Genomic DNA, 15,470 nt, shown 5'->3' with positions numbered 1-15,470 from the left:
TCAATCACAGGTTCCTGCCAGCCCGGCGCCAGGAGCGCACAGGTGGCCCGCGCGCGTCCGTGGCCGCGTCGACGGGGCCCCCGAGACGGCACGAGGCCCCACGGCGGCTGCCGTGGGGCCTCGTGACCTGCGAAGAGGTGGGGTGCCGTGTCGCGGGGCAGGCTCAGACCCGCTCGGAGTCCCAGTGGAAGGCGCCGACGAGGATCATCCGCAGCTGGGCGCGGGCGGTCTGCACCACCGCGGCCCGGGCCTGGGGGCGACCCTCGGCGCGCAGCAGGGTCTCGGCGGTGTCGACCATGACGGTGACGAAGAGGTCGGCGAGGATGCGCAGGTCCTCGCCGGACCACTGCGAGGTGCCGGTGACGCGGGCGAGGTCGGTGGCGAGCTCCCGGGCGCAGAGGTCGAGCTCGTGGCGGATGGCCTCGCGCACGGCCGGCGGGCCGGCGGCGCGCTCGCGCGCGATGAACGCGAAGTGCGGCTGGTGGGCCTCCACGTGGGTCACCAGGATGTCGACGGACGCGTCGACGAGGTCCCCGGTGCGTGGACGCACGGCACTGCGCTCGGCGTCCGCCTCGACCTGCCGGACGTCGCGGAGCAGCGCCCGCAGCGAGGTGAACGACTCGTCCACCAGGGCCAGCCCCAGCTCCTCGACCGAGGAGAAGTGCCGGTAGAAGCCGGTGGGGACGATGCCCACCTGCTTGGCGACCTGCCGCAGCGAGACCGACCCGAGACTGCTATCTCCCGAGAGGTCCAGTGCGGCGGACAGCAGCGCTCTGCGCGTCTGCTCCTTGCGTTCCGCTCTCACCTGTCCCATGCAGGCAGGGTAAAGCACCCCAGGTCATACCCGTAGGGTATGTCGCCACCGGATCTGACCTGGAAAAACACCCCAGGTGGAGGAAACGTTGCGGCCACGTTCTGACACGGTACGCGCGTTCGCTGAAACGCGCTGGTCAGCACGGTCGTCCACCGCCCGGAACCCGTACCCAGGATGCGGTACGGCCGCCGGATCGGGTGCCCGGACGGGCACTCAGTCCTCCGGGTCGTCCAGACGGGCCAGCCAGGTGGCGAGCCGCTCGACGGCCGCCTCGTGCTCCGGATGCACGTCCGTGAACGTGCGGAGCTGGTCCGCCAGCCAGGCCAGCGAGACCTCCTCCTCGCCCCGCCTGCGCTCGAGCTCCTCGATGCCACGGTCGGTGAAGTACATGCGTTCTCCTCACGGTGTCGGGGACGGCCGCGGGCCGGGTCGACCAGGTCGACCCGGCCCGCGGAACCGGTCTTGACGCTGCGGCGGCTGCTGGGTGTGCCAGAGCGTGTGGCCGCGCCGGCAGCGGTGGCGCCGCCGGCGCCGGGGTGGTGCGTGGGTCAGGCGAACGCCCGGCCGAGGAGCTCCTTCTGCTCGGCCTGGTGCCGCTTGATCGTGCCGACCGACGGCGAGGACGACTCCGGCCGCGTGACGGGCACGACCGTGGCGTCGACGTTCGGCCAGACGTTGAGCGCGTAGTGCGGCCACGGGCCGTTGTTGAGCGGCTCGTCCTGCACCCAGCGGACCTCCTTGAGGTTCGGGTACTTCGCGATCTCGGCCTGGATGTCGGCGAGCGGGCGCGGGTAGAGCTGCTCCACGCGGCCGATGGCGAAGCGCGAGGCGTTCTCCCGCTTGGCGCGCTCGACCATGAGGTCCCACGTGACCCGGCCCGAGCAGAGCAGCAGCGTGTCGACCGTGCTCGGGTCGGCGTCCGCGTCCCCGATGAACGGGCGGAAGGTGCCCTGCGTGAAGTCGGTCGGCACGGAGGCCGCCTCCTTGCGCTTGAGCATCGACTTGGGCGTGAACACCACCAGCGGGCGGTGGACCTCGCCGAGCGCGTGCTTGCGCAGCAGGTGGAAGTAGGACGCCGGGGTCGAGGGCTGCGCCACCACGATCGCCTCGTCGGCGGCCATGGTGAGGAACCGCTCGATGCGGGCCGAGGAGTGGTCCGGGCCCTGGCCCTCGTAGCCGTGGGGGAGGAGCAGGACGACGCCGGAGCGCTGGCCCCACTTGGTCTCGCCCGCGCTGATGTACTCGTCGATGACGGACTGGGCGCCGTTGACGAAGTCGCCGAACTGGGCCTCCCACAGGACGAGCGCCTCGGGGCGGGCCACGGAGTAGCCGTACTCGAAGCCGAGGGCGGCGTACTCGCTGAGCAGCGAGTCGTAGATGTAGAAGCGCGCCTGGTCCTCGGTGAGGTGGGCCAGCGGCGTCCACTCGTCGGCGTTGGTCCGGTCGATGATCGTGCCGAAGCGCGAGACGAACGTGCCGCGGCGGGAGTCCTGGCCGGCCAGGCGCACGGGGCGCCCGTCCATGAGCAGCGCACCGAACGCGAGGATCTCGCCGGTGCCCCAGTCGATCGGGCCCTCGAGGATGCCCTTGGCGCGGCGCTGCAGCTGCGGCATCACCTTCGGGTGGACGGTGAAGCCGTCGGGCGGCGTCGTGTAGGCCTCGGCGATGCGCGCCATGGTGGCGTCGTCGATCGCGGTGACCGTGTCGCCGGCGGGCTTGTCCGGGTAGTCCGGCACCGTCGTCCAGTCGGTCGGCGGCTCGGTGCTGGCCTCGCGGACCTCGGTGAAGACGCGCTCCAGCTGCTGCTGGTAGTCGCGCAGCACCTGCTCCGCCTCCTCGATCGTGATGTCGCCACGGCCGATGAGGGACTCGGTGTAGAGCTTGCGCACCGAGCGCTTCTGCTCGATGAGGTCGTACATGAGCGGCTGGGTGTAGCTCGGGTCGTCGCCCTCGTTGTGACCGCGGCGGCGGTAGCAGACGAGGTCGATGACGACGTCCTTGTGGAACGCCTGGCGGTACTCGAACGCGAGCCGGGCCGCGTGGATGCACGCCTCCGGGTCGTCGCCGTTCACGTGCAGGATCGGCGCCTGGACCATCCGCGCGACGTCGGTGCAGTACAGCGACGAGCGCGAGGAGCCGGGGGAGGTGGTGAAGCCGACCTGGTTGTTGATGATCAGGTGGATCGTGCCGCCGGTGCGGTAGCCGCGCAGCTGGGAGAGGTTGAGCGTCTCCGCCACCACACCCTGGCCGGCGAAGGCCGCGTCGCCGTGGACGAGCAGCGGCATGACCGGGAACTCCTCGCCCCGGTCCAGCACGTCCTGCTTGGCCCGGGCGATGCCCTCGAGCACCGGGTCGACCGTCTCGAGGTGCGAGGGGTTCGCGGCGACGGAGACCTTGATGGTCTCGCCGCCCTCGGCGGAGAACTCGCCCTCGGCGCCCAGGTGGTACTTCACGTCGCCGGAGCCCTGGACCGTGCGCGGGTCGATGTTGCCCTCGAACTCGCGGAAGATCTGGGAGTACTTCTTGCCGACGATGTTCGCCAGGACGTTGAGGCGACCGCGGTGGGCCATGCCGATCGCGACCTCGTCGAGGCCGGCCTCGGCGGCCGCCTCGCAGATCTCGTCGACGACCGGGATCGCGGTCTCGCCGCCCTCGAGGCTGAAGCGCTTCTGCCCGACGAACTTCGTCTGGAGGAAGGTCTCGAACGCCTCGGCCTGGTTGAGCTTGAGCAGGATGCGCAGCTGCTCCTCGCGCGGCGGCTTGGTGTGGGGCACCTCGACGCGCTCCTGGAGCCAGCGGCGCTGGGCCGGGTCCATGATGTGCATGTACTCGATGCCCGTGGTGCGGCAGTAGGAGTCGCGCAGGATGCCGAGGATGTCGCGCAGCTTCATGAACGGCCGGCCCGAGGGGCCGAACGAGCCGGTGGCGAACTCCCGGTCCAGGTCCCACAGCGTCAGGCCGTGGCTCTCCACCTCGAGGTCGGGGTGCGTGCGCTGGCGGTACTCCAGCGGGTCCGTGTCGGCCATGAGGTGGCCGCGGACGCGGTAGGCGTGGATCAGCTCGAGGATGCGCGCCTGCTTGGAGATCTCGTCGTCGTGCGACGTCGCGATGTCCCCGGCCCAGCGGATCGGCTGGTAGGGGATGCGCAGCGAGCGGAAGATCTCGTCGTAGAAGCCGTCGCCGCCCAGGAGCAGCGAGTGCACGCGCTTGAGGAACTCGCCCGACTGCGCGCCCTGGATGACGCGGTGGTCGTAGGTCGAGGTGATCGTCATGACCTTGCTGATCGCGTTGCGCGCGATCGCGTCGGCCGAGGCGCCCTGCCACTCCGGCGGGTAGTCCATGGCGCCGACGCCGATGATGGCGGCCTGGCCGCCCATGAGGCGCGGCACCGAGTGGTTGGTGCCGAGACCGCCCACGTTGGTGAGGCTCAGGGTGGTGCCCTGGAAGTCGGCGACGGTCAGCTTGCCCTCGCGGGCCTTGACCACGACGTCCTCGTAGGCCGTCCAGAAGCCCGCGAAGTCCATCGTCTCGCAGCCCTTGATCGACGGCACGAGGAGCTGGCGGGTGGCGCCCTTCTTGATGTCGATCGCCAGGCCCAGGTTGATGTGGGCCGGCGTGACCAGGTTGGGCTTGCCGTCGACCTCGGCGTAGGCGTTGTTCATCTCCGGCATCGACTTCAGCGCCTTGACCAGGGCGTAGCCGATGAGGTGGGTGAACGACACCTTGCCGCCGCGGGCGCGGGCGAGGTGGTTGTTGATGACGGTGCGGTTGTCCCACAGGAGCTTGACCGGCACCGAGCGGACGGACGTCGCGGTCGGGACCGTGAGCGAGGCGTCCATGTTCTGCGCGGTCCGCGCGGGGGCGCCGCGGAGCACCGTGTAGGTGGGCTCGTCGCTGGCGCTGTTCTTGGCGGCCGGAGCCGACTCCTTCGGCATGGGCGAGCTGGTGCCGCGGCCGGGCTCGGCGGCCTTGCCCGACTGGCGCGGGGTTGCGACCGGGGCGGGGCGCGCGGCGGCGGGCTTGGCGGGCGCCGGGGCGGCGGCAGGAGCCGCGGCGGGGGCCGGGGCCTGCGCGGGGGCCTTGGCGGGGGCCTTGGCGGGCGCGCTCCCGTTGCTGGTGCTGCTCGTGCCGTTCGACGTGGCCTTCGCGGTGCCGTTGGCCCCGTTCTGCGGGGTGTGGTTCGCGAAGTACGCCGCCCACGTCGGGTCGACGCTCGCGGGGTCCTTGCTGAACTGCTCGTACATCTCCTCGACGAGCCACTCGTTGGCACCGAAGTCGTCGGAGACCTCGGTCGTCGTGGCGGAGGTGGAGCTGCCTGTGGACTGCGGCACGGCTTGGTTCGCCTCTTCCGGTTTTTCGCTGCGCTGTGCTGGGTGCGGGCGGGGGTGTGGTGCGGGGGGTGAGGGCGTGACGCACAGGGCGTCGGCCCCCAAGGCTAGACCCCGGCGCACACCCGGACCCAGGACGGGTCGCGGGACGTGGGACCGGCCTTGCGACCGGGCGCCGGGACGGGCTCGTGGGAGCGTCCTGTGAGCCCATTCTGACCCCTCGGGGGTCGTCGTGGGGTGAGAGGGCGCACGTCGTGCAGGTCGGCCGGGGCCGGGCATTCCTGCGCGGACCTCTCTGGATCGCTCCAATGCGCTCACCATCGGTCTGGACCGATCTCCCTGACGCGCGAGTGTGACCCTGGTCGCACCGTCTCACGTCGGCGCGTACCGTGTGCGGCTGTCATGGACGCCACGGCGGCCGGGGCACCGCTCGCGGGGCCGACGCCGCCGCTCTCGGGAGGCACTCGTGCACGACGACAGGACCGTTCACGCCACCGGCGGGAGCCGGCTCGGCCGGGGCGCGCCCGGAGCGGGCGCCCTGCTGCTCGCGGTCGCGCTGACCCTCGGCCTCGGCGGCTGCACCGACTCCGACGGCGGGCAGCCGACCTCGGACGGGGCCACCGCCTCGGTGGCGCCCGGGCGGCTGCTCGAGCGCCGACCTGCCCCGACCGTCGTCCTCGTCGGGGAGGTGGCGGGTGCGCTGCCGCGGGAGCGCACCCGCCAGGTCGCCGCGGCGGTCGCCGACGTGGCCGACACCTGGATGGACGGCGGCTTCACCTCCGGCGACTACCCGCGGCCCGGCACCCGTCGCGCCTTCTCCCGGGCGTTCTCCGGCTTCACCGGCTCCACGGCGCACCAGGCGGCGGCCGACCGCAGGCGCACCACGGCGGCCGCGATCAGCAGCCGGATCGAGGGGCTGGTGGCGGTGCGCCGGGTGGTCCACGTCGACGTCCTGGCCGTGGGGGCCCACGCCCGGGCGGCCACCGCCCGCGTCCGCCTCGTCTACGACACCGAGGGACGCCTGACGGGACGCTTCGCGGTCGCCGCGCGGCTCGCCATGACCCGGGTCGGGCGGCACTGGCGGGTCCTGGCCTACGACGTGACCCAGACCCGCGTGCGGGGGGTGTGAGCATGCGTGCCCTCCTTCCCGCCCGGCTGCCCACCCGGCTGCCCGCCCTGGCGCGCCTCCTCGCGCTGGGGCTCCTGCTGGCCGTGGTCACCGTCGTCGTCCCCGACAGCGCCACCCCGCCCGACGACGTCACCGTCGTCGCCATGCCCCACGCCCGGGGCCTCGACGGCAGCGACCGGACCGTCTGGATCCTCGCGGTCGGCTCGGACGCCCGTCCCGGGCAGGACATGACCCGCTCGCGCGGCGACGCCCTCCAGCTGGTCGGGCTCGACACCCGGACGGGCGCCGCCGCGTCCATCGGCATCCCGCGGGACATGTGGGTGCCCATCCCGGGGCACGGCAGCAACCGCGTCAACGCCGCCCTCTACTTCGGGGGGCCACGGCTGCTCGGTCGTACCGTCGCGGCGTACGTGGGCATCCGGCCCGACTACGTGATGGTCACCCGCTTCACCTACTTCGAGCAGATGATCCGCGACATCGGTGGGATCACCGTCCACAACCCGCGCGCCTTCGCAGACGAGTTCCTCAAGCCGAAGGGCTTCCCGGCCGGGACGATCCGCCTCGGCGGCTACGACGCGATGGCCTTCTCGCGCATCCGCCACTCGCTGCCGGGCGGGGACTACGACCGCTCCGCCAACCAGCAGCGCGTGCTGCGGGGCATCGCCGCCCGGGTCCGGCAGCGCGCGGACCAGCCGGGGTTCCTCGAGCGGGGTGCCCTCAGCGTCCTGCGCCACACGCACGCCGACGCCAGCCCGGCGGAGCTGTTCACGCTGGCCCAGGCCGTCGCGCAGGTGCAGCCCTCGCGCATCACCACCTGCGTGCTGCGCGGCTCGTTCGCCACCATCGGGGGCGCCAGCGTCATCCGTCCGGACGTCGCCTACGCCCGCCGCCTCGCGCGCGCCGCCCGACGCGACGCGACGCTGCCGCGGCACTGCTGAGCCCCGTGCTTCGGGTCGGGGCTCGGGTCGGGGCTCAGCCCTCGGGCTCGTCGTGCAGCCGCGGGCCCAGCCGCGGCGGGCGCGGCGGAGGGGTGAGCATGGCGGTGAGGGCCTCCTCGGAGATCGCCTCCACCCCGCCGAGCGCCGACTTCGAGGCGGCGGGGGTCCAGCCGTCGGTGTAGGGCAGCCACGGACGCTCCTGCGCGCCGTCGGAGAGGTCGGGGTAGCCGGGGGAGAGGTCGGCGGCGAGCCCGTCGCGCCCCTCGACGACGAAGCGGCCCAGGCCCGCGCAGAAGGTCCGGAGCCGGACGAAGCGGTGCTGCTCCCAGTCGCGGCCGCCGGGCACGGCCCCGGGCTCGCCCCCGGGAGCGGCGCCGGTGTCGCGCCGGATCGAGGCGAGCTCGCGGCCCGCGGCCCGGCCGACCTCGGCCAGCCGCAGGATGGTCGCGGGCGGCATGTCGAGGTGCAGCCCGCCCTGGCGCTCGCTGAGCCGCACCCGGCAGATGCGCTCGCGGTAGCCGGTCGTCCTGGCCAGGGCGTTGTCGGTCCAGGACTGCATCGTCGCGAGCACCGCCCCGAGCAGGCCGCCGAGGCCGGCCACCTCCCGGTGCGGGGTGGGCGCCGCCTCGGCCGTGGCGGTCGGCCGCCAGACGTTGGCCTCGGCCGGCAGGTCGTCGCGCCCGCCGTCCGCGAGGTTGATGGCGTAGGTGGGCCGGCCGGGCACGGGCCGGTCGAAGAGGTGCACGGGCAGGTTGGAGGTGATGCCGCCGTCGGAGCACCAGGCGCTGAGGTACCGGCCGGTCGCGGGGTCGAGGCGGTGCAGCGGGACGGCCGAGACCAGCCCCGGGAACGAGAGGCTGATGCGGGCGCCCAGCAGGATCGGCAGGTCGGCGGGGGCGGGCAGCGACACCAGCCCGGCGGGAAGGGGCGCTCCCCTCGCGACCAGGTGGTCCAGGACGTCGCGGGGGAGGAGCCTGGCGAGCTGCGCCGGCTCGAACGCCCACCCGTCCCCGACGAACGGGAAGACCCGGTCGGTGCCGGCCGAGAGGTCGGTGGTCGTGGTGACCAGGCGGACGCCGGCCTCGGCGAGGTCCCCGTAGGTCACCGGCGCCGCGCCCGGCCCGCGGCCCGCGAGCTCCTGGAGCCGGGCGTGCAACCAGGTCGTGAGCGCCACCCCGTCCTCCTGCGCCGGGAGCCCCGACACCAGGCCGAGCAGGTTCTCCTCGAGCCGGTCCGGGGCCTCGCGCAGCACGGCTCGACCGCGGGCGATCAGCACGCCGGCCGGCGCCAGGACCGCGACGAGCACCAGGAGGAGGCCCGCGGCCAGGACGCCGGCGGGCCCGGACGGCCCGGCCAGCGTGGCGACGAGCACGGCCAGGGCCCCGACGACGGCCAGCGCGCCCACCGCGCTGGCCACGGGCGTCCGGGCCGCGTTCCACAGCGTGGCCACGAGGTGGCGGACGTGCGGGCCGCGCGGGCCGGGCGCACTGGCGAGCTGGAGCCCCGTCCACGCCAGCTCGAACAGCGTGGCTGTCCCGGGGTCGGGGGTGAAGAGGCGCTGCAGGACGGTGCGGCCACCGGGTGAGGAGCCGACGGCGTCCGTGACCGCCAGGTCCTCCGGCAGCCGCGCCAGCCGCTCGAACCCGCCACCCGGCCGGCCCCGCCCGAGCTCGGCGGCGGCCGCGGCGGCCGCGGCGATGGCCCCGGCCGAGGAGCCCCCGACCGAGCGCAGCCGGTGGTCCCGGGCGATCTCGGCGATCGCGGCCGGGTAGACGACCCCGCTCGTGAGCCCGCCCTTGAGCACGAGGTCGCACTGGAACGGCAGGGCTTCCCGGTCGGGCCCGGGCGTTCGGGCCTCGTCGACGGCCTCGCTGGTGACGCCGGCACTGGTCACGAGGGACCTCCCCCCACGGTGGTCGACGGGCGGTCCCGGGGACCGTCCTCGTCGCAGGCTGCGCCGCCCGGGGGCGTTGCCGCCAGACCTGTGCCAGGTGGGGGACTTCCTGGGGCCCCGGGTGGCTGGTGGGCGGTGGCTGAGCAACGTGTCTGCGGGGTGGATCGGTTGCTGGGGCACCGCTGCCCCGGGGGTGGCTGGTGCGCGGTCGACTGGCGGTGGCTGAGCAACGTGTCTGTGGGGCAGATCGGTTGCTGACGCACCGCTGCCCCGGGGACGGCTGGTGCGCGGACGACTGGCGGTGGCTGGGCAACGTGTCGCCGGGGCAAATCGGTTGCTGACGCACCGCTGCCCTGCGGGGCAGTCGACTGGCGGTGGCTGAGCAACCGTTCGGGTCGGCGGTGGGGTTGCTGGGACACCGCTGCCCCCGGGGGCAGCTGACTGGCGGTGGCTGAGCAACGTGTCGGCGGGGGCAGTCGGTTGCTGGCGCACCGCCCACCCGCACACCCGCCCACCAGGCCCGGCCCACGAGACGTCCGCGGAAAACGAACGAACCCGGCGGACCAGTCGGTCCGCCGGGTTCCCGATCTCCTCAGAGATCACCGTGCGCCTCCGGCAGGATTCGAACCTGCGACACCCGGTACCGGAAACCGGTGCTCTATCCCCTGAGCTACGGAGGCACGTCGTCGGCGCTGCCGAGCGACGGCGACAACATACAGGTCGGGCCGGTGCGGGGGTGAATCGCCTCCCCCGACTGGCCGGGGCCGGAGCGCGGGGGAGCACGGTCGGGCGCACGGGTGTCCGCGGGGCGCTTATCGGTTCGGCCCTGGGGTGGGCCGCCGATAGGCTTGCCGGGTGACTCCCGAGCAGCTCTCCACCGCGATCGTCGACGTGCTGACGACCCTGACCTCGAGCGGTGACCTCACCGTCGAGGGCGGCGTCCCGACCTCCGTGACGGTGGAGCGACCCCGGCAGAAGGGTCACGGCGACTACGCCACCAACGTGGCCTTGCAGCTGGCGAAGAAGGCCGGGACCAACCCGCGCGCCCTGGCGGAGCAGCTCAAGGCCGGCCTCGAGGCGATCGACGGCGTGGCCGAGGTCGAGATCGCCGGCCCGGGCTTCCTCAACATCACGGTGTCCGCCGGTGCACAGGGCGAGGTCGCCGCGCAGGTGGTCGCCGCCGGCGCCGCCTACGGACGCAGCGAGGTGCTGGCCGGCCACCGGATCAACGTCGAGTTCATCTCCGCCAACCCGACCGGGCCGCTGCACCTGGGCCACACCCGGTGGGCGGTCCTGGGCGACGCCATCGGCCGCGTCCTGGCGGCCGCGGGCGCCGACGTGACCCGCGAGTTCTACATCAACGACCGCGGCGTCCAGATGAACCACTTCGCCGACTCGATCACCGCGGCCGCCACCGGGCAGCCGACGCCGGAGGACGGCTACGCCGGCGCCTACATCGCCGACCTGGCGAAGGCCGTCGAGGCCGAGCAGCCGGGCATCTTCGAGCTGCCCGAGCCCGAGCGCCGCGCCGCCGTGCGGGCCGTGGGCTACCGCCTCCAGCTGCGCGAGCAGCAGGAGCAGCTCGAGCACTTCCAGACCCACTTCGACGTGTGGTCCTCCGAGCTCGCGCTCCACGAGTCCGGCTCGGTGCCCGACACCCTGGCCCGGCTCAAGGAGCTCGGCCACGTCTACGAGGAGGACGGCGCGCTCTGGATGCGCACCACCGACTTCGGCGACGACAAGGACCGCGTCCTCATCAAGTCCGACGGCGAGCTCACCTACTTCGCCTCCGACACCGCCTACTACCTGGACAAGCGCGAGCGCGGCTTCGACCGCTGCCTCTACCTGCTGGGTGCCGACCACCACGGCTACGTCGGGCGCCTCAAGGCGATGGCGGCCTGCGTGGGCGACGACCCGGCGCAGACGCTGGACGTGATGATCGGCCAGCTGGTGAAGATCCTCCGGGACGGCCAGGAGCTGCGCCTGTCCAAGCGCGCCGGCACGATCGTCACGCTCCAGGAGCTCACGGACGAGATCGGCGTGGACGCCCTGCGGTACTCGCTGGCGCGCTACCCGGCCGACTCGCCGCTGACCCTCGACGTCGCCGAGATCACCAAGGCCTCGAACGACAACCCGGTGCACTACGTCCAGTACGTCCACGCCCGGACGTGCCGGATGATCGCCAACGCCGAGGCGCTGGGGATGGGGCTCGACGCCGCGCTGGCCGACTTCGACCCCGCCCTGCTCGACCACGAGCGCGACGGCGAGCTCCTGCGCGCGCTGGCCGCATTCCCGGGCGTGGTGGCCTCGGCCGCCGACCTGCGCGAGCCGCACCGCGTGGCGCGCTACCTGGAGGACACCGCGTCGGTGTTCAACAAGTGGTACGACACCAAGGAGTGCCGCATGCTGCCGCAGGGCGACGAGCCGGTGTCCCCGGCGAACCTCGCTCGCCTCGTGCTCGCCCACGCGTCCCGCACCGTGGTGGCCAACGGCCTCGACCTGCTCGGCGTCTCCGCGCCCGAGCGGATGTGAGGGCCCGACCATGAGCCACACCCACGAGGCCGGCTGGGCGCACGCCCCCGGCGCCCTGCGCGGACCGTCCTGGCTGCGCGAGCCCACCGACGTCGACGCCCTCGTCCCGCAGCTGTGGTCCGCCACGGCGGCCAAGGACGCCGACGGCGTGCTCAGCGTCGGCGGCGTCTCCCTGCCCGACCTGGTGGCCGAGCACGGCTCGCCCGCCTACGTCCTGGACGAGGCGGACTTCCGGGCCCGGGCCGGCGCCTTCCGGGACGCCTTCGCCGACTACGCCGTCTACTACGCGGGCAAGGCTTTCCTCTGCACCGCGGTCGCCCGCTGGATCGACCAGGAGGGGCTCTGCCTCGACGTCTGCTCCGGCGGTGAGCTCGCGGTCGCCGAGCGCGCCGGGTTCCCGATGGAGCGCGTCGGCTTCCACGGCAACAACAAGTCGCGCGCCGAGCTCGAGGCCGCCCTGCGGCTCGGGGTGGGGCGGATCATCGTCGACTCCCTCGACGAGGTCGAGCGCCTCTCCGCGCTGGCCACGGCGGCGGGGACGACGGCCCGCGTGATGATCCGCGTGACGGCCGGCGTCGAGGCGCACACCCACGAGTACATCGCCACCGCGCACGAGGACCAGAAGTTCGGGCTCTCCATCTCCTCGGGCGCCGCGCTCGAGGCCGTCCGCCGCGTGCTCGCCGCTCCCGGCCTGGAGCTGCGGGGTCTGCACAGCCACATCGGCAGCCAGATCTTCGCCTCCGCCGGCTTCGAGGTGGCCGCCCGCCGGGTGCTCCGCCTGCACGCCCAGGTCGCCGACGAGCTCGGCACCGTCATGCCCGAGATGGACCTCGGCGGCGGCTTCGGCATCGCCTACACCACGCAGGACGACCCGGCGACGCCGGCGACGCTGGCGGCCGAGCTGACCGCGATCGTGGACGGCGAGTGCGCCGCCCTCGGCGTGGCTCGCCCGCACCTGTCGATCGAGCCCGGCCGCGCCATCGTCGGGCCGTCCATGTGCACCGTCTACGAGGTGGGCACCGTGAAGCCGGTGGCCCTCGACGGCGGCGCCGTGCGCACCTACGTGTCCGTGGACGGCGGGATGAGCGACAACGTGCGCACCGCCCTCTACGACGCCGACTACTCCTGCACCCTCGCCGGGCGCAGCTCGCAGGCCGCCCCGGTGCTCGCCCGCGTGGTCGGCAAGCACTGCGAGGCCGGCGACATCGTGGTGAAGGACGAGTTCCTGCCGGGCGACGTCGTCGCGGGCGATCTCCTCGCGGTGCCGGCCACGGGCGCCTACTGTCGCTCCCTGGCCTCGAACTACAACCACGCGCTGCGGCCCCCCGTGGTCGCGGTGCGGGACGGGGTCGCGCGTACGCTCCTGCGGCGCGAGACTTATGCAGATCTTCTGTCGACCGACGTGGGTGATCAGTGATGGACGGCGTGAAGCCGCTCAAGGTGGCCGTGCTCGGCTGTGGCTCGGTGGGCTCCCAGGTGGTGCGCCTGCTCGGGGAGCAGGCCGGTGACCTGGCCGCCCGCGTGGGCGCGCCCGTGGAGCTCGTGGGGGTGGCCGTGCGCCGCCTGGACGCGAGCCGGGACGTCGAGGTCCCCGAGCACCTGCTCACCACGGACGCGCTGGGCCTGGTGACCCGCGACGACGTCGACCTGGTGGTCGAGGTCATCGGCGGCATCGAGCCGGCGCGTGGGCTCATCCTGGCCGCGCTGGAGAACGGCGCCTCCGTCGTCACCGCCAACAAGGCGCTGCTGGCCGAGGACGGTCCGACGCTCTTCGAGGCCGCCGAGAAGGCGGGCCGCGACCTCTACTACGAGGCCGCCGTCGCCGGCGCGATCCCGATCCTGCGGCCGCTGCGCGAGTCGCTGGCCGGCGACAAGGTCACCCGCGTCCTCGGCATCGTCAACGGCACCACGAACTTCATCCTCGACAAGATGGACACCTCGGGCGCCGGGTTCTCCGAGGCCCTCACCGAGGCCCAGGACCTGGGCTACGCCGAGGCGGACCCGACCGCGGACGTCGAGGGCTTCGACGCGGCGGCCAAGGCCGCGATCCTCGCGTCGCTGGCCTTCCACACCCGGGTCACCGCCGCGGACGTCCACCGCGAGGGCATCACCGAGGTCTCCGCCGCGGACGTCGCCTCGGCCGCCGACATGGGTTGCGTCGTCAAGCTGCTGGCGATCTGCGAGCTGCGGACCCTGCCCGGTGGCGAGGAGGCGGTCTCCGCCCGCGTCCACCCGGCGATGATCCCGGCCAGCCACCCCCTGGCGAGCGTCCGCGAGGCCTACAACGCGGTCTTCGTGGAGTCCGAGGCCGCCGGCCAGCTGATGTTCTACGGCCCCGGTGCGGGCGGGTCGCCCACGGCGTCCGCCGTGCTCGGTGACCTCGTCACCGTGGCCCGCCACCGCCTCGCCGGCACCCGCGGCGCGGGGGAGTCCGCCTACACCCAGCGCGCGGTGCTGCCGATGGGGGAGACCCTCACCCGCTACCACGTGGCCGCCGCGGTCGACGACCGCGCGGGCGTGCTCGCCGCGGTGGCGCTCGCCTTCGCCGAGCACGGCGTCTCGATCCAGACGGTGCGACAGGAGGGGCGCGGCGACGACGCCACCCTGGTGGTCGTCTCCCACGAGGCCAGCGACGCCCAGCTGGCCGCCACGGTCGCCCACCTGCAGGGCATGGACATCGTCCGCGAGGTCACCTCGGTGATGCGCGTCGAAGGAGGACACGAGTGAGCACCCAGGCGCCGGCAGCCCCCCGCACCCGCCAGTGGCGAGGGGTCATCGAGGAGTACCGGGAGCTGCTGGAGATCCCCGAGGGGACGCCGGCGGTCACCCTGCGCGAGGGCGGCACGCCGCTCGTGCACTCCGAGTGGCTCTCCGGCCTCACCGGTGCCGAGGTGTTCATCAAGGTCGAGGGCTCGAACCCGACCGGCTCCTTCAAGGACCGCGGCATGACCGCGGCCATGTCCGTGGCCAAGTTCCAGGGCGCCCAGGCCTGTGTGTGCGCCTCCACCGGCAACACCTCCGCCTCCATGGCGGCCTATGCCGCCAAGGCCGGGATGAAGCCGCTGGTGCTCGTGCCCGAGGGCAAGATTGCCGCCGGCAAGATGGCCCAGGCCATCGTCCACGGCGCCCAGGTCATCATGGTCCGCGGCAACTTCGACGACTGCCTGACCATGGCGCGGGGGCTCTCCGAGAAGTACCCGGTGGCCCTGGTCAACTCGGTCAACCCGGTGCGCCTGGAGGGGCAGAAGACCGCCGCCTTCGAGATCGCCGACTTCCTCGGCGACGCCCCCGACCACCACGTCCTGCCCGTCGGCAACGCCGGCAACATCTCCGCCTACTGGCTGGGCTACCGGCAGTACCGCGACCTCGGCCAGACCACGCGCCTGCCCGTCATGCACGGCTTCCAGGCCGCCGGCGCGGCCCCGCTGGTCCTCGGCGAGCCCGTCCCCAACCCGGAGACCAAGGCCACCGCCATCCGCATCGGCAACCCGGCGTCGTGGAACCTCGCCATCGCGGCCCGCGACGAGTCCGGCGGCAGCATCGCCTCGGTCACCGACGAGCAGATCCTCGCCGCGCAGCAGGACCTCGCGCAGCGTGACGGCGTGTTCGTGGAGCCCGGCTCCGCGGCCAGCGTCGCCGGCCTGCTCCAGGAGGTCGCGGCCGGCGTCGAGTACCGGGGCAGCACCGTCGTCGTGACGGTCACGGGCCACGGCCTCAAGGACACTGCCACCGCGCTCGAGGGCTTCTCCGCGGGCGGGCGCAGCGTCGTCGACACGGTCGTGGACGCCGACGTGGACGCCGCCGCCGCGGCGGCCGGTCTCGCCTGAGCCGCCCG

Annotated in this window: 10 protein-coding genes and 1 tRNA gene; 6 read left to right on the top strand and 5 right to left on the bottom strand. The window is 73.5% G+C overall.

The genetic code is table 11. The annotated features are described in order from the left end of the window. Positions 1-163 precede the first annotated feature (163 nt). From E8D37_RS04620 to E8D37_RS04615, 3 genes are all read right to left on the bottom strand, one after another. Complete coding sequence (locus E8D37_RS04620) at positions 164-814, bottom strand: TetR family transcriptional regulator (protein WP_136568603.1); 651 nt, start codon at positions 812-814, stop codon at positions 164-166. Between the two features lie 213 nt (positions 815-1,027). Next, on the bottom strand, positions 1,028-1,204 hold the full coding sequence (locus E8D37_RS19705) for a DUF6104 family protein (RefSeq protein ID WP_168929618.1): 177 nt from the start codon (positions 1,202-1,204) through the stop codon (positions 1,028-1,030). 158 nt (positions 1,205-1,362) lie between these two features. Next, positions 1,363-5,145: a multifunctional oxoglutarate decarboxylase/oxoglutarate dehydrogenase thiamine pyrophosphate-binding subunit/dihydrolipoyllysine-residue succinyltransferase subunit gene (locus E8D37_RS04615; RefSeq protein ID WP_136568602.1), complete on the bottom strand. Its 3,783-nt coding sequence runs from the start codon at positions 5,143-5,145 to the stop codon at positions 1,363-1,365. Between the two features lie 463 nt (positions 5,146-5,608). On the opposite strand from E8D37_RS04615, the gene E8D37_RS04610 reads away from it, so the two are divergent. Together E8D37_RS04610 and E8D37_RS04605 are read left to right on the top strand one after the other, a co-directional pair. Beyond that, the gene (locus E8D37_RS04610) at positions 5,609-6,271 is read left to right on the top strand and encodes a hypothetical protein (protein ID WP_136568601.1); all 663 of its coding nucleotides are present in this window, start codon (positions 5,609-5,611) and stop codon (positions 6,269-6,271) included. Positions 6,272-6,273: 2 nt separating this feature from the next. Continuing rightward, a complete protein-coding gene (locus E8D37_RS04605) occupies positions 6,274-7,209 on the top strand; it encodes an LCP family protein (RefSeq protein ID WP_136568600.1) in 936 nt (311 codons plus the stop codon). 34 nt (positions 7,210-7,243) lie between these two features. Here the strand turns inward: E8D37_RS04605 and E8D37_RS04600 are convergent, their stop codons facing one another. Together E8D37_RS04600 and E8D37_RS04595 are read right to left on the bottom strand one after the other, a co-directional pair. Next, positions 7,244-9,103, bottom strand: a complete 1,860-nt coding sequence (locus E8D37_RS04600) for a patatin-like phospholipase family protein (RefSeq protein WP_168929617.1) — start codon at positions 9,101-9,103, stop codon at positions 7,244-7,246. Positions 9,104-9,710: 607 nt separating this feature from the next. Next, positions 9,711-9,783: transfer RNA gene (locus tag E8D37_RS04595), tRNA-Arg, on the bottom strand. Positions 9,784-9,958: 175 nt separating this feature from the next. On the opposite strand from E8D37_RS04595, the gene argS reads away from it, so the two are divergent. Genes argS through thrC form a run of 4 tightly spaced genes read left to right on the top strand, consistent with a single transcriptional unit; the run spans position 9,959 to position 15,462 of the window. After that, positions 9,959-11,635 carry an arginine--tRNA ligase gene (argS, locus tag E8D37_RS04590; RefSeq protein WP_136568598.1) on the top strand — a complete coding sequence of 559 codons (1,677 nt, stop codon included), beginning with the start codon at positions 9,959-9,961 and terminating at the stop codon, positions 11,633-11,635. Between the two features lie 10 nt (positions 11,636-11,645). Then, positions 11,646-13,052: a diaminopimelate decarboxylase gene (gene lysA / locus E8D37_RS04585; RefSeq protein ID WP_136568597.1), complete on the top strand. Its 1,407-nt coding sequence runs from the start codon at positions 11,646-11,648 to the stop codon at positions 13,050-13,052. After that, positions 13,052-14,362 carry a homoserine dehydrogenase gene (locus E8D37_RS04580; protein ID WP_136568596.1) on the top strand — a complete coding sequence of 437 codons (1,311 nt, stop codon included), beginning with the start codon at positions 13,052-13,054 and terminating at the stop codon, positions 14,360-14,362. Before lysA ends, E8D37_RS04580 begins: the two co-directional genes overlap by 1 nt. Next, positions 14,359-15,462: a threonine synthase gene (gene thrC, locus E8D37_RS04575; protein ID WP_136568595.1), complete on the top strand. Its 1,104-nt coding sequence runs from the start codon at positions 14,359-14,361 to the stop codon at positions 15,460-15,462. Before E8D37_RS04580 ends, thrC begins: the two co-directional genes overlap by 4 nt. Positions 15,463-15,470: the final 8 nt, after the last annotated feature.

Source organism: Nocardioides sp. GY 10127, assembly GCF_004919085.1.
GTDB lineage: Bacteria > Actinomycetota > Actinomycetes > Propionibacteriales > Nocardioidaceae > Nocardioides.
This window is presented reverse-complemented; position numbering and strand designations above follow the sequence as displayed.